The following is a 13,774-nucleotide window of genomic DNA, read 5'->3' on the forward strand; positions in this document are numbered from 1 at the left end:
TAGTTTGCTTCTTCTTTTGTAAATTTTCCAACATAAGAAGAAGTTAGCCACTCATAAATCTCTGTCTTTGATAAATGGTTATTCTTTCGGTATTCTCTTGCTGTAATTAAGGCATTTGCTTTGTAATCTGCATTCAAGTGATCGATGGCATACTGCGCTACTGAACTTGAAAAACCATTCCACGTTAATTGGTTATAGAGATCTTTTTTTGACATATGTAAAACCGAATTATAGCTTTTCGCTTTATTTAAAGCAGCATTGTACTGCTTCCCATCTAGTTTTGGTTGCCGCACACCATCGTAGTCTACATAGTGACGGCCACCATCTACCCATTTATCCCTAGCCATTTTACCGTCTGATTCAACATAATAACGACCGCCGTCTACCCATTCATTCTTGGCCATCTTACCATCTGATTTGAGATAATAATTTCCTACCCATTTGTTGCGAGCGTAGCTGCCTTCTGCTGTGAGATAGTAATATGAACCATAGTTTTTATCATAAATCCAGTCACTTTTAACCTTTTTTCCATCAGAATCAACATAATAACGACCACCATCTACCCATTCATTTTTAGCTCTCTTTCCATCTGATTTGAGGTAGTAATTTCCTACCCAGCCAGACTGAACTTTAGATTGTGATTTATCCTGTTTAGGAGTTGTTTCTTTAGCTTTTTCAGTCGGTTTTGATGCTGGTGTTTTCGGTTTCTCAGCAGGTTTTTGTGCTGGTGTTTTTGGTTTCTCAGCAGGTTTTTGTGCTGGTTTCGGTGCTGGTGTTTTCGATTTCTCAGCAGGTTTCTGTGCTGGCGTTTTCGGTTTCTCAGCTGGTTTTGGTGCTGGCTTTGGCGCTGGTTTTGGTTGCCACACACCATCGTCTCCTACATAATAACGACCACCATCTACCCATTCATTTTTGGCCATCTTACCATCTGATTTAAGATAGTAATTACCTACCCATGTGTTGCGAGCGTAGCTGCCTTCTCCTGTTAAATAATAGTATGACCCATAGTTTTTATCATAAATCCACTCAGCTTTAGCCATCTTACCATCTGATTTAAGATAGTAATTGCCTACCCATGTGTTGCGAGCGTAGCTGCCTTCTCCTGTTAAATAATAGTATGACCCATAGTTATTGTCATAAATCCATTCATTTTTAGCTCTCTTCCCATTTGATTTGAGATAGTAATTACCTACCCATGCGTTTCGAGCGTAGCTACCTTCTGCGGTTAGATAATAATAGGATCCATAGTTTTTATCATAAATCCATTCACTCTTAGCCATTTTACCATCTGATTTAAGATAGTAATTGCCTACCCAAGCATTTTGGACATAGTTTCCCGAAGCATTTAGATAGAAATAAGAATTAGCTTTTTTATCAAAAATCCACTTATTAGTAACTTTAGTACCATTTTCATAGTACGATGAGCCTACCCAACCAGACTGAGCTGTAGATTTGGACTTATCCTCTTTAGGACTTGTATTTTTAGGTTTCTCAGCAGGTTTTTGAGCTGGTGTTTTCGGTTTCTCAGCTGGTTTCGGCGCTGGCTTTGGCGCTGGTTTTGGTTCTGGTTTCGGTGCTGGTGTTTTTGGTTTCTCAGCAGGATTTTGCGCTGGTGTTTTTGATTTTTCAGCTTGATTTGGCGCCGAAGTTGTATTCTCTTTTACAACCTTACCATTTTTAGACACATCCTTTTCTTGAGCAGAAACATGCTGAGCCGAGAAAGGAAAGTCTCCAGTTGTATCCGCAAATGAAATAAGTCCCAGTGTTGCAGCGGCTAAGCTGGTTACTAAAATTTTTTTTGATTTTTTCATAAAAATCTCCATTGTTTTTAATGATTTATACCTATAGTATACCATATATTTAATTTTGCTTTCAAATCAAATATTAAATATTAACAAATAAATCTAAAAATTAATTAAAAAATTTATAATTATATCACTTCCAACTCATACAAACCTCTGACTGCGTTACAGCCATAGATAGCTTCTGCTTGGTTCAGGTCTTCCAAAGTCGTAATTTTCTCTTTTACCTGTCCTGTTTCCAGCAAATGCTGACGATAAATTCCTGGTAAAATTCCAAGTCTGATAGGCGGTGTGTAGAGTTTACCATTAATTTTTAAGACCAGATTTCCAATAGAGGTCTCAAGCAGTTCTCCTGCTGCATTATGGTAAATGATTTCCTGTTCCCCTAGACTTAAGTGTGGTCTATGAGTTGTTTTAAAGTAAGTAAATGATTGATTCAAATCTGTTTCTTGCAGACAAAGTTTGGCTTTGCAGAAACTTGGACTGAGGGGTGCTAAGATTTGGCGACTGAGTTCCATCTCTCCAGACTTGCTGAGGGTAATTCGTAAGCGGTAGTCTTGATTAACATCACAAGCTCGACACTCTTCCTCTATCTTTTGTCTCAGTTCTTCTGGATCAAAAGGATAGGCAAAATAACGACTCGCCTTTGTCAGTCTTTCCAGATGTTGATCTTCAAAAAGCAGTTGTTTTTGGCTGATTTTCCCAGTTGTAATCAATTGGAAACGTGCTTGTTTACGGTAGAGTACAGCTGCCTTTTGATGAACCTCTCGGTATTCAGATTCCCAAGTACTATCCCAAGTAATCCCTCCGCCAACTCCATAGATAGCTTGGCCCATATAGAGTTGAATAGTCCGAATGGCGACATTGAAAATCCGTCGTCCATTTGGAAGCAAGAGACCAATCGTTCCGCAGTAAATTCCTCTGGGTTGGGGCTCCAAGTTCTTGATGATTTCCATGGTAGCAATTTTGGGAGCTCCTGTGATGGATCCACATGGAAAGAGCGAACGGAAGATTTCAACTAGGTCCACATCCGGTCGTAACTGACTCTTGATGGTCGACGTCATCTGCCAAACGGTTGAATACTGCTCCACTTGGCACAGACGCTCCACATATTCACTGCCCACTTCAGAAATACGGTTCATATCGTTGCGCAAGAGGTCCACAATCATCATGTTTTCAGAGCGATTTTTAGGATCCTGTTCTAGCCAGCTAGCTTGGGCAAGGTCTTCTTGGTCAGTCACTCCCCGCTGGGTTGTTCCCTTCATTGGGCGAGTCGTTAATTCTCGGTCATTTTGCTCAAAAAAGAGTTCTGGGCTCATGGAAATCACTGCCATCTCGTCATGTTCTACATAAGCATTGTATCCCGCCTCCTGCTCTACCACCATGCGATTGTAGATGGCAAAAGGATTGGCACTTAAATCTTGCTTGAGTTGGACGGTGTAGTTGACCTGATAGGTGTCCCCCTGCCGCAAATGATGGTGAATCTGGGTAATAGCCTTTTCATAGTTTTCTGCAGATGTTTCTTCCTGCCACTTTGAAGGCAGATCTACTTCCTCATAAGTCAGAGGAATAGGTGATGTTTCTACCCTATCATGAACTGTAAAGTAAAGCAAGTACTCGCCCAGTAGAGGAGACTTGTGAACTGCCAGTTTTTCCTCAAAAGCAGGTGCAGCCTCGTAACTGACGTAGCCCACGACATAATAACCTTGCTCTTGGTAGCTTTCCACTTGTGCCAGCAAGTCTGCCACTTCTGATAAATCTCTCGTTTTTAACTCTTTGATAGGCTGGGTAAAGGTGTATCTCTCCCCCAAAGCCCTAAAATCAATCACTGTTTTTCTATGCATATCTTAAGTATAGCACAAAAAAGCCGACCTAGAACAGCTAAATCCAGCTTTGTTTACTGATTTCTATAACGAAAAATCTTCTCTAAATTGCTTTTTTCTACTTTTAGCAATTCTCCATCAGATAGCACCCCTTCTTCTTGTAAAAACTGGTCTTATTTGGAGCACTTTACACAAAAATTCAACAAAAAAGAACAGAGGAAGTCATGGTATCTATACCATTTTTCCTCTGTCTTTTGCTTTTCTTCTGTTACTATCGAATGATTTTATGACTTTCTGATAGAATCTTCTGGATACTGCGCACGCGCACCTCCGATTAGTTTGGGACGACTAGCTAGAGCCGTTACATGGGCATGACCAATTTCTCTCAAAAGAAGGCGAATCGGAACCTGAACATGCTTGACATGCATGCCAATTGCAGTGTCTCCGATATCCAATCCAGCATGGGCCTTGATAAATTCAACCTCAACTGGATCCCGCATAAACTTGAAGGCTGCCAACTGACCCGAACCTCCTGCATGAAGTGTAGGAAGGACACTGACGATTTCAAGACCAAACCGCTCTGCCAGCTGACGTTCAACAACGAGGGCACGATTAACATGTTCACAACCTTGAACAGCTAGATGAATTCCTTTTTCCTCTAGGATATCTAGAATGGTCTTCACAATGATTTCCCCAATTTCTTGACTGGATTCCTTGCCAATCTGACCACCTATCACCTCACTAGAAGAAAGGCCCAAAACAAAGATAGCCCCTTGCTTCAAATTGGCCTTTTCTAATACATCTTCAACAATCTGGCTTGTTGCTCTTTGAATGTCTTTTTCCTTCATACTTGATACCTCTTTTGTCATTATCTATCATATCTTTTTTTACTGATTTTATCAAGGCCAACTAATCATTCTGATTTTTAAAAGCAAAACTCCCAGAGTGAACTGGGAGTTAGCTAATTGCTATTTTATTAATGTATATTTCAACTGTTGTCCCTTTTTCGGGTGCAGAATTGATCTTCATCTGATAGTTTTCTCCAAAATGAAGTTTGAGTCGTTGGTCGACATTTTGAAGGCCAACTCCCCCACGTTTGAGCTGACTTTGACTGCTATCACCAGGATTTTGGAAGCCAACGCCATCATCCTCAATGCGGATGACAAGCCCTGTATTCTGTTTCTGAACAGAAACTTTAATATGTCCATGACCTTCCTTCTCCTTAATACCATGGTAAAGGGCATTTTCTACAAGAGGTTGCAACACCAGTTTAGGCAAGACTAAATTATCAAAAGCAGAATCTTCATCAATCTCATACTCCAGCTTATCACCATAGCGTTGTTTCTGGATAAAGAGGTACTGGCGGACATGATTGATTTCATCAGAAAGAGAAATCAAATCCTTGCCTTGATTGAGCGCCAAGCGGAAATAGGTTGCCAAGGACTTGGTCACCTGAACCACTCGCTGACTATCCTGAAATTCAGCCATCCAGATGATAGTGTCCAAGGTGTTATAGAGGAAATGGGGGTTAATCTGACTTGACAAGGCTTGAAGCTCATACTGCCGGGTCGCTTCTTCCTGCCTGCGAATAGCTGCAATCAGCTGATCAATCTGATCCAACATGGCATTGAACTGACGAGTCACTTCTCTCAGTTCATAGGCACCAGCTTCCTTGGCACGCAGATTTTGTGTACCAGAAGCAATTTCCAGCATGGTTTCTCTCAAATCCTTCAAAGGGGCAATCCAGCGCTTGAGACTGAACCACACCAAGCAGAGACAGGCAAGAAGAGATAAGGCACTAGCACCAAGCAAGGTCCACATGAGTTGACTCCGAACCTGGTCTAACTTCTCCAACGAAGACACGCCTATAACCGTCCAATCAGTACCTGTAATCTGTTCCTGACTAACGTAGGATTGATGGTCCAGCGTATAGCCCTGCCCCGTCTCGATGTAGGGTTTCATGGCCTCCATTTCACTCGCTGAGCTATAGACAGTACGTTTAGGATGGTAGACAAATTCATGGTTTTCATTGATGATAAAGGCAAAGCCCTGCTGACCCAACTGGAGTTGGTTGAGATAGGCTTCCAGGGTTTCGTAGGAAATATCCAAACGAAGTACACCAAGATTGGATCCCTTTGTATCGACAAGTTCCTGAGTGACAGAAATAACCCACTGACTATCTGATTTACGAGCTGGTGTCAAAACTGGCTTAGCTCCCTGATGAATGGCCTTTTGGTACCAATCCTCAGCCATCATATCTGAGGAAGTTTTCATCTGCACACTGTCATCTGTAGAAATGACCTGACCGGATTTGGTGACCAGTACCACCGTTTTCAAGTCCTGGTCTGCCTTTAAGATCGTCAAAAACAGATCTCGGATTCCCTTGACTTGGTCTTGGTTAGGATTCTCAGCATAGGCTAAGACATCCTTCTGCTGGGTCAAACTGGTAGAGGTGGTTTCTAATTTTTTGATATAAGACTGAATAAAGTGGCTAGTTTGGCTGATGGTCGTTTGGCTATTGCCCTCAATAGTGGCCTCAATGGCTGATGAACTAGATTGATAGTAGAAAGTCCCAACCAGAGCTAGGAGAATGAGAAAGACCAGAAAGATGGAAATAACCATTCTGACTAAAAGAGAAGAACGCTTCATCGGCCTTCTCCCTTCTTAAACTGACGAGGTGTCACACCTGCAATCTGTTTAAAACGTTGGGTAAAGTAGTTCATATCTTCAAAACCAACCTTCTCCGCGATCTCGTAAATCTTTAAATCCGTGGTCAGAAGTAAGAGCTTAGCTTGTTTGACACGCTCCCTCACCAGGTAATCCTGAAAAGGCAAACCCAACTCTTTCTTAATCAAGGAACTCAAATAAGTTGGGCTAAAGCCCAAATCACTGGCCAAGCTCTTTAAACTAAATTGACTGTCAGCCAGATGGGACTGGATTTTCTGGGCCAGGTTTCCCTCAAACTTATCAGTTAATAAATCTTGTAACTGCTCTTCCTTTTCTTCCTTGTCTAGTTTTTGCTTGATTTTCCCTAACATTTCCTCAATATCCTGACGCGAAAAGGGCTTGAGCAAGTAGTCATCCACACCGAGTTTGACAGCAGACAAGGCATACTCAAAATCATCGTAACCTGTCAAAAAAACTAGGTGAACCTGAGGATAGGTTTCTCGTACCAGACTAGCCAACTGGATGCCATTCAGCTGAGGCATGTTAATATCGGTTAAAATGATATCTGGCACCTGCTTTTGAATCAAGTCCCAAGCCTGTCTTCCATTTTCAGCCTGACCGATGATTTCCATATCGTAGGCTGCTACATTGACCAGCTTGGTCAAGCCTTGTCTTACCAGATACTCATCTTCTACGATTAAGATTGTGTAGGTCATGCTCTGCTCCTTTACCACTTACTAGTATCAGTATAGCAAAATTCTCCTCTAACTGCTTAGGAAAGACTTCTTAATCGACATAATCTAGTAAATAGGCATAGCCTTTTTCTGCCATTTGGTCTTTGGGAATAAAGCGGATAGAGAGACTATTGATACAGTAGCGTAAGCCACCCTTGTCCTGTGGTCCATCCGTAAAAACATGGCCAAGGTGAGAATCTCCAACTCGGCTCCGCACTTCCATGCGTGTCATATTGTAAGACTTATCTTCCTTGTAGGTAGCAACATCTGGGCTGATTGGTTGGGTGAAACTAGGCCAGCCACAACCAGACTCAAACTTGTCCTTTGATGAAAAGAGGGGTTCACCAGTTGCCACATCCACATAGATACCGGATTCAAATTTATCCCAATAGCGGTTTGAAAAAGCTCGTTCTGTTTGATTTTTCTGGGTAACTGCATACTCCTCAGGTGACAAGGTCTTTTTCAATTCTTCATCGCTTGGTTTAGGATATTTACTGGCATCGATGACAGGGTAGGCAGCCTGATTAACATTGATATGACAGTAGCCATTTGGATTTTTCTTGAGGTAGTCTTGGTGATAATCCTCCGCCACCACAAAATTCTTCGAGTTTTCCTTTTCAACTGCCAGAGGTTGGTCGTATTTCTTAGCCACCTCATCAAAGACTTGGTTGATTACCTCCAAATCCTTTTCATCTGTGTAATAAACGCCAGTACGATACTGGGTCCCCACATCATTTCCTTGTTTATTTTTGCTGGTTGGATTAATGATGCGGAAGTAATGAAGCAGGATTTCCTTGAGGGAAATTTGATTAGCATCATAGGTGACATGGACAGTCTCCGCATGTCCTGTTTGATTGATCAATTCGTACTTGGTTGTTTCCCCTCTACCGTTCGCATAGCCTGAAACGGCATCTGTCACTCCAGGCACGCGTGAGAAGTATTCCTCCACTCCCCAGAAACAACCTCCAGCTAGATAAATTTCGTGCAAGTCTGCGTCTTTACTAATTTCTGTTTTTTTCACTGTTTTTCCTCCTTGGCTAACGGATGCTTTCTCAATTTGCGAGCTATCTGTCTGCCCTGCATTTCGCATCAATAGAAAATAGAAACCGGTTATGGCTAGGAGAATAACCCCTGCCAAGACAAAAAGTTTTACTTTATCATTCATAGCCTTTCTCTACCCCATTTCTTTCAATTCTTTTAAAATCATATCCTTATCCATAAAACCTGGTTGTGTTTTGACCAGCTTGCCTTCCTTGTCTATAAAGGCTTGAGTCGGGTAGGAACGGACACCATAACTTTCCAAAAGTTTGCCTGATGGATCAATTAGAACTGGAAAATTTTTATAATCCAAGCCCTTGTACCAATTCTTAAAGTCCGCTTCAGATTGCTCCCCCTTATGACCAGGAGAGACCACTGTCAAAACTACATAGTCATCACCAGCATCCTTAGCGATTTCGTCCGTATCTGGAAGGCTGGCTAGACAGATGGAACACCAAGAAGCCCAGAATTTGAGATAAACTTTCTTGCCCTTGTAATCAGATAAACGATAGGTCTTGCCATCTACACCTGTCAATTCAAAATCAGCGACTTCCTGACCTTTAGTCGCAGTTTGTGAACTAACTTGTTCTGTTTTGGATTGCTCCTTCATAGTAGACTCGTCTGACATGTTTTTAGCCGAACAGGCTGCCAAACAACAGATTGAGCCTACTCCAAGGAGACATGTTTGCCATTTTTTCATTTCTTTTTCCTCTCTATTCAAATAATGTAGTCAAAATGGAAGCATTTCCCAAAAGCACCAAGATTCCCATCACGATAATGAGGAAACCACCTACTTTTTTGAGGGTTCCGAGATAAGGATGGAGTTTTCGGAAATGTTTCAAAACATAACTGGAAGCAAGAGCTAGAACCAAAAATGGTAGCGCCAAACCCAGCGTGAAAACCAACATGAGACCAGCACCCTGCAAAGCTCCTGAACCACCTGAAGCCGCCAAGGCCAAAACAGAGCCCAGAACTGGCCCCACACATGGCGTCCAAGCAAAACTAAAGGTCAACCCCAGTAAAAATGCCTGACTATAGCCGTTACCCTTTTGCCCCTGTCTCTTTAATTGTAGCCTTCTTTCCTTGTAAAGCCCCTGCAAATGTAGGACTTCCATCTGGTGTAAGCCCAAGAGAATGATAATCGCACCTGTCACATACTGAAACCAGGAAGCATACAGCAAATTGCCTAAAAAACCAGCTCCATAACCCAGTAAGATAAAGATAAAAGAAATCCCCGCTATAAAGGCCAAAGTTCGCAATAAACTAACAAGTGAGATTGAAAATTTTCCACTAGAAGCCTGAGCATCATTCTTATCATCCAATAAGACTCCTGCATAGACTGGCAACAAGGGTAAAATACAAGGAGAAAAGAAGGAAAGAATTCCAGCAAGAAAAACACTAATAAAAAAGATTACATTGTCCATTGCCTTCCTCCATTCTTTGATTTGATAGGTCTATTATATCCCCAAAACTCCAGAAAAAACAGGGACAATGATAGGGAAAAATAGGAATTTAATCAGCTTATTTAGAAATCTGGCACAAAAAAAGCCAGACAAGGTCTGACTTTGGTAGAAACAGAAAAGAGAATCACCTGTCCTCCCTACTTATCTGGTAATAAATAAGGTCCGCAACGTAGTCTTTTCTCTCCACACCATTGGCAATGGTTTTTAGATAAGACATTCCCGCTTTTTCCATAACACGGCCTGAAGCTAGATTGAGACTAGCGTAACGAGCTCTGACTTTTTGAAAGCCTGCTTGAGTAAAACAAAAATCTAACACAGCTTTCAAGGCCTCTGTCATCATACCTCGGCCCCAAAAGTTTTTTCCTAAAACATACCCAATTTCACAACTTAAATCTTCCTCGTGCATTTCAATGATGCTGATATCTCCTATCACATGCTCTGGGTTCTCTTTGAGACAAATGGCCCATTTGTAATAGTTGGGATTAGTATAGGATGCAACCCAATTTCGAATCGAGTTCCGAGTCGCTTCAACATCAGGATGAGGATCCCAGGTGACATAGGTCAGATTCTCAGCAGACGAAGCCCAATTTTGAAACATGGCTTCTGCATCACTCTCCACAAATCTTCTCAAAATTAAACGTTCTGTCTGTAATATTTGCGTACCGATTGCTTTCATAATGTTACCTCGCTTTCTAAGCTTAAGGCTCAAGATAAAAAGACTATACTCAGTAACAGCTAGAAAACAAGTTTTTCATCTAGTTACTTGACGCAGTCGCTGTCTGGTTTGAAATGCACTTTACCAAGCTTCTTCAAACCTAGTCATCGTTGCGGGGGTGAGACAAGGAAAATCGAACTCTTCGAGTTACCGAATCTGCCTCGTTTTCCTGTTTCTAGACTCGGGCTAAAAAGGTCCCCCGGACCTTCCTCGCTTTCTCATTTCTAGGCTCAGGGTAAAAAGACTATACTCAGTAACAGCTAGAAAACAAGTTTTTCATCTAGTTACTTGACGCAGTCGCTGTCTGGTTTGAAATGCGCTTTACCAAGCTTTTTCAAACCTAGTCATCGTTGCGGGGGTGAGACAACGAAATCGAACTCTTCGAGTTACCGATTTCTGTCTCACTCCCAAAAGTCATCAAATACGGTGATTGGTAGGTGGCGTTTGTGTTGGCCTTTGTACCACCAGTTTTCGATAGTCGCTTGAGCTTCTGGGCTGATTGTTTTGCCTTCAAGGTAATCATCAATTTCATTGTAAGTGACTCCAAGTGCAACTTCGTCAGCAAGTCCAGGTTTGTCTTCTTCTAGGTCTGCTGTTGGGATTTTTTCATAAAGAGCTGAGTCTGCACCAAGTTCCTTCAAGAGTTGTTTCCCTTGGCGTTTATTGAGGCGGTAAAGAGGGAGAATATCTGCACCACCGTCACCAAACTTGGTAAAAAAGCCTGTGATATTTTCCGCAGCATGGTCTGTTCCAATGACCGCTCCGCTATGGGCACCCGCAAGGGCATATTGGGCAATCATACGACTACGAGCCTTGATATTTCCCTTGTTAAAGTCTGAAACAGGACTTCCTGTCGCTTCGACTGCAGCTGTCATAGCATCAGCTGATTCCTTGATATTCACAACCAAGCTGACATCTGGCTGGATGAAAGCAAGAGCTTTTTGAGCATCTGCTTCATCAGCTTGCACTCCATATGGCAGGCGGACAGAAATAAATTGGTAGCTGTCATCTCCTGTCTCTGCTCGCATTTCTTCCATAGCTAATTGCGCCAAGCGCCCTGCCAAGGTTGAGTCCTGACCCCCAGAAATCCCTAGTACAAAGGTTTTAAGGAAAGGATATTTTTTCAAGTATCTCTTTAAAAAGTCAATGGAACGACGAATTTCCTCTTGGGCGTCAATCACTGGTTTGACACCTAGTTGCTGGATAATGACCTCTTGCAAACTCATTCTTCTTCTCCTTCACCAAGGGCTTCTTTGCGCATCTTGTCAATCAAGTCCATTTTGTCCTGCCAAATATCACGCGCCAAGTCCACTGGATAGTGTTGCGGATTGAGTACCCGTTTATACTCATCCCAAAGCTTGTCAAATTCCTTACGAGCATAGGCTTGAATCTCAGTTAAACTAGGCAAGTTGTAAACTAATGTTCCTTCTTTGAAAATTTCCACCAAGAGAGGAACGGCATCAAAATTACGAACGGTCTTTTTGATGTAAGTATAGGTCGGATGGAACATTTTGATTTCTGTCATGCTGGCAACATCCACACCGTCATAGGTGATGTAGTCACCTTCTGACTTACCTTTTTCACGACTAGTAATGCGCCATACTTGCTTCTTACCTGGGGTCGATACTTTTTCAGCATTGCTTGAAAGCTTGATGGTATTGCGCATCTTACCAGTTTCATCTTCGATAGCTACAATCTTATAAACCGCTCCAAGGGCTGGCTGGTCATAGGCCGTAATCAGCTTGGTACCCACCCCCCAAACGTCAATCTTAGCGTGTTGCATTTTGAGGTTAAGGATGGTATTTTCATCGAGGTCATTGGAAGCGTAAATTTTGGCATCTGGATATCCAGCCTCATCTAACTGTTGGCGAACTTTCTTGGAAATATAGGCTATATCCCCTGAGTCGATACGAACGCCTTTAAAATTAATCTTATCACCCAACTCACGCGCTACCTGAATAGCAGCTGGCACACCGATTCGAAGCGTATCATAAGTATCTACTAGAAAGACACAATCACGATGGGTTGATGCATAGGCCTTAAAGGCCTTATAGTCGTTTCCATAAACCTGTACCAAGGCATGGGCGTGAGTTCCTAGTACGGGAATTCCAAAGAGCTTCCCTGCTCGCACATTGCTAGTCCCGTTGGCTCCACCAATCACGGCTGCGCGTGTTCCCCAGATAGCCGCATCCATTTCTTGCGCACGACGTGTCCCGAATTCCATCAAGGGCTCATCTTCAATGACTGAACGAATACGTGCTGCCTTGGTCGCTATCAAGGTTTGAAAGTTAACGATGTTTAAAAGAGCCGTTTCGACCAACTGGCATTGGGCAAGAGGGCCTTCAACCTGTACAATCGGCTCATTAGCAAAAACCAAGTCCCCTTCCTGAGCGGAACGAACTGTTAATTCTAACTTGAGATTTCGTAGGTAGTCCAAGAATTCTCCATGATAGCCAAGCGACTCCAAGTAGTCAATATCGCTATCTGAAAAGCGCAAATCTTCAAGATAATGTACAATTCTTTCCAAACCAGCAAAAACCGCATAGCCGTTCTGAAAAGGTTGCTGGCGGAAGTAAACCTCAAAAACCGCCTTCTTATTGTGAATTCCTTGGTCAAAGTAAACTTGCATCATGTTAATCTGGTACAAGTCCGTGTGCAATGTCAAACTATCATCTGGATACATCTGTTTTCCTTCTTCCTACTTTACAAAGGTATGAATGTATTCTACCACTTTCACACCATCCGATAAATTAGTACTATTATAACACATTTTACTGAGATTGATAAAAAGCTAACAAGCTATTCTCCATTCTCCAGTTCATCCATATCTTGCTCAAACTTTTTTTGAGCCCATTCGCCATAACTTTTAAGGCCAAGATTGCCGATAAAAACCCAAGGAAGGTAGATCAGATAAGTGATGGCCCAAGCAGACAAATATTTAACGTTCAAAGGATTGTGCTGATAAATTTCGATATTGAATTGATAATTCTCCAACATCAAGAGAGTCGTAATAGCGAGAGTCACCAGCAAACACCCTCCAATCGTAAAATGAAAACGACTATAGTAGGTCACTCCAAGTTGTCGTGTACGATTGAAAAAGAAGAAAATTCCTAAAAGAAGGGTAACCAGAAGAATATTAGGATTAAAAAGAGCAGGTGATAATACAGCCACCAGATAGCTTAGCAGAATGAGCCCGATAAACACATTAAAAGACTCTGTCCCAGCTTTGTTAATCAGTTGTTCTTCTCTTTCGTCTAATAATTGATAATAAAAAAATCTATTTTTCATCTTCTTCCTCCCAAAATAATTGATCTAAAGTTTTGCCTAAACATCTGCAAATGGACTGGCAAAGGGAGAGACTAGGATTGTATTTCCCAGCTTCAATCAAACCTATAGTCTGCCTAGTAACACCTACAGCCTCTGCCAAATCCCCTTGTGTTAAATCAAGCTCCACACGAGCTAATTTTAATTTTAAGTTTTTAGCCACTAGCATCCTCCTTCACATTTTTAAAAAGTTGCGCTTCTTTTTAAA

General features: G+C 41.9%; 13 protein-coding genes. All 13 read right to left on the reverse strand.

What is annotated here, in order from left to right:
• Nucleotides 1-1,811 (reverse strand): Ltp family lipoprotein (locus GMD5S_RS10365; RefSeq protein ID WP_016893829.1); only part of this gene is annotated, 1,811 nt, incomplete at its 3' end.
• 119 nt (nucleotides 1,812-1,930) lie between these two features.
• Nucleotides 1,931-3,646 carry an aminodeoxychorismate synthase component I gene (gene pabB / locus GMD5S_RS0207890; protein WP_008289588.1) on the reverse strand — a complete coding sequence of 572 codons (1,716 nt, stop codon included), beginning with the start codon at nucleotides 3,644-3,646 and terminating at the stop codon, nucleotides 1,931-1,933.
• A gap of 263 nt (nucleotides 3,647-3,909) precedes the next feature.
• On the reverse strand, nucleotides 3,910-4,473 hold the full coding sequence (locus GMD5S_RS0207895; RefSeq protein WP_000659506.1) for a TIGR01440 family protein: 564 nt from the start codon (nucleotides 4,471-4,473) through the stop codon (nucleotides 3,910-3,912).
• Between the two features lie 109 nt (nucleotides 4,474-4,582).
• Nucleotides 4,583-6,274, reverse strand: coding sequence for a cache domain-containing sensor histidine kinase (locus GMD5S_RS0207900; RefSeq protein WP_000831088.1), 1,692 nt, complete (start codon nucleotides 6,272-6,274; stop codon nucleotides 4,583-4,585).
• A complete protein-coding gene (locus GMD5S_RS0207905; RefSeq protein ID WP_000222610.1) occupies nucleotides 6,271-7,008 on the reverse strand; it encodes a response regulator transcription factor in 738 nt (245 codons plus the stop codon). The genes GMD5S_RS0207900 and GMD5S_RS0207905 overlap by 4 nt, the downstream gene beginning before the upstream one ends.
• A gap of 70 nt (nucleotides 7,009-7,078) precedes the next feature.
• Nucleotides 7,079-8,191 carry a peptide-methionine (R)-S-oxide reductase MsrB gene (gene msrB / locus GMD5S_RS0207910; protein ID WP_000998580.1) on the reverse strand — a complete coding sequence of 371 codons (1,113 nt, stop codon included), beginning with the start codon at nucleotides 8,189-8,191 and terminating at the stop codon, nucleotides 7,079-7,081.
• 9 nt (nucleotides 8,192-8,200) lie between these two features.
• On the reverse strand, nucleotides 8,201-8,764 hold the full coding sequence (locus GMD5S_RS0207915) for a redoxin family protein (RefSeq protein ID WP_000759256.1): 564 nt from the start codon (nucleotides 8,762-8,764) through the stop codon (nucleotides 8,201-8,203).
• A gap of 13 nt (nucleotides 8,765-8,777) precedes the next feature.
• The gene (gene ccdA2, locus GMD5S_RS0207920) at nucleotides 8,778-9,488 is read right to left on the reverse strand and encodes a thiol-disulfide oxidoreductase-associated membrane protein CcdA2 (protein ID WP_000370906.1); all 711 of its coding nucleotides are present in this window, start codon (nucleotides 9,486-9,488) and stop codon (nucleotides 8,778-8,780) included.
• Between the two features lie 163 nt (nucleotides 9,489-9,651).
• Nucleotides 9,652-10,203, reverse strand: coding sequence for a GNAT family N-acetyltransferase (locus tag GMD5S_RS0207925; RefSeq protein WP_000643815.1), 552 nt, complete (start codon nucleotides 10,201-10,203; stop codon nucleotides 9,652-9,654).
• 440 nt (nucleotides 10,204-10,643) lie between these two features.
• Nucleotides 10,644-11,468 (reverse strand): ammonia-dependent NAD(+) synthetase, encoded by an 825-nt coding sequence (gene nadE, locus GMD5S_RS0207930; protein ID WP_000058070.1) that lies wholly within the window; start codon nucleotides 11,466-11,468, stop codon nucleotides 10,644-10,646.
• The gene (locus GMD5S_RS0207935) at nucleotides 11,465-12,925 is read right to left on the reverse strand and encodes a nicotinate phosphoribosyltransferase (protein WP_000283148.1); all 1,461 of its coding nucleotides are present in this window, start codon (nucleotides 12,923-12,925) and stop codon (nucleotides 11,465-11,467) included. Before GMD5S_RS0207935 ends, nadE begins: the two co-directional genes overlap by 4 nt.
• Nucleotides 12,926-13,041: 116 nt before the next feature.
• On the reverse strand, nucleotides 13,042-13,530 hold the full coding sequence (locus GMD5S_RS0207940) for a DUF6773 family protein (RefSeq protein ID WP_000797150.1): 489 nt from the start codon (nucleotides 13,528-13,530) through the stop codon (nucleotides 13,042-13,044).
• Complete coding sequence (locus tag GMD5S_RS0207945) at nucleotides 13,520-13,729, reverse strand: helix-turn-helix transcriptional regulator (RefSeq protein ID WP_001107495.1); 210 nt, start codon at nucleotides 13,727-13,729, stop codon at nucleotides 13,520-13,522. The genes GMD5S_RS0207940 and GMD5S_RS0207945 overlap by 11 nt, the downstream gene beginning before the upstream one ends.
• Between the last annotated feature and the right edge of the window lie 45 nt (nucleotides 13,730-13,774).

The sequence above is a fragment of the Streptococcus sp. GMD5S genome (assembly GCF_000298715.2).
Classification (GTDB): domain Bacteria; phylum Bacillota; class Bacilli; order Lactobacillales; family Streptococcaceae; genus Streptococcus.

Bases quoted from the DNA above. Each gene is read 5' to 3' on its own strand.
- msrB (WP_000998580.1), bottom strand. From the start codon at position 8,191: ATGAATGATAAAGTAAAACTTTTTGTCTTGGCAGGGGTTATTCTCCTA.
- GMD5S_RS0207895 (WP_000659506.1), bottom strand. From the start codon at position 4,473: ATGAAGGAAAAAGACATTCAAAGAGCAACAAGCCAGATTGTTGAAGAT.
- GMD5S_RS0207925 (WP_000643815.1), bottom strand. From the start codon at position 10,203: ATGAAAGCAATCGGTACGCAAATATTACAGACAGAACGTTTAATTTTG.
- GMD5S_RS0207940 (WP_000797150.1), bottom strand. From the start codon at position 13,530: ATGAAAAATAGATTTTTTTATTATCAATTATTAGACGAAAGAGAAGAA.
- GMD5S_RS0207905 (WP_000222610.1), bottom strand. From the start codon at position 7,008: ATGACCTACACAATCTTAATCGTAGAAGATGAGTATCTGGTAAGACAA.
- ccdA2 (WP_000370906.1), bottom strand. From the start codon at position 9,488: ATGGACAATGTAATCTTTTTTATTAGTGTTTTTCTTGCTGGAATTCTT.
- pabB (WP_008289588.1), bottom strand. From the start codon at position 3,646: ATGCATAGAAAAACAGTGATTGATTTTAGGGCTTTGGGGGAGAGATAC.
- nadE (WP_000058070.1), bottom strand. From the start codon at position 11,468: ATGAGTTTGCAAGAGGTCATTATCCAGCAACTAGGTGTCAAACCAGTG.
- GMD5S_RS0207915 (WP_000759256.1), bottom strand. From the start codon at position 8,764: ATGAAAAAATGGCAAACATGTCTCCTTGGAGTAGGCTCAATCTGTTGT.
- GMD5S_RS0207900 (WP_000831088.1), bottom strand. From the start codon at position 6,274: ATGAAGCGTTCTTCTCTTTTAGTCAGAATGGTTATTTCCATCTTTCTG.
- GMD5S_RS0207935 (WP_000283148.1), bottom strand. From the start codon at position 12,925: ATGTATCCAGATGATAGTTTGACATTGCACACGGACTTGTACCAGATT.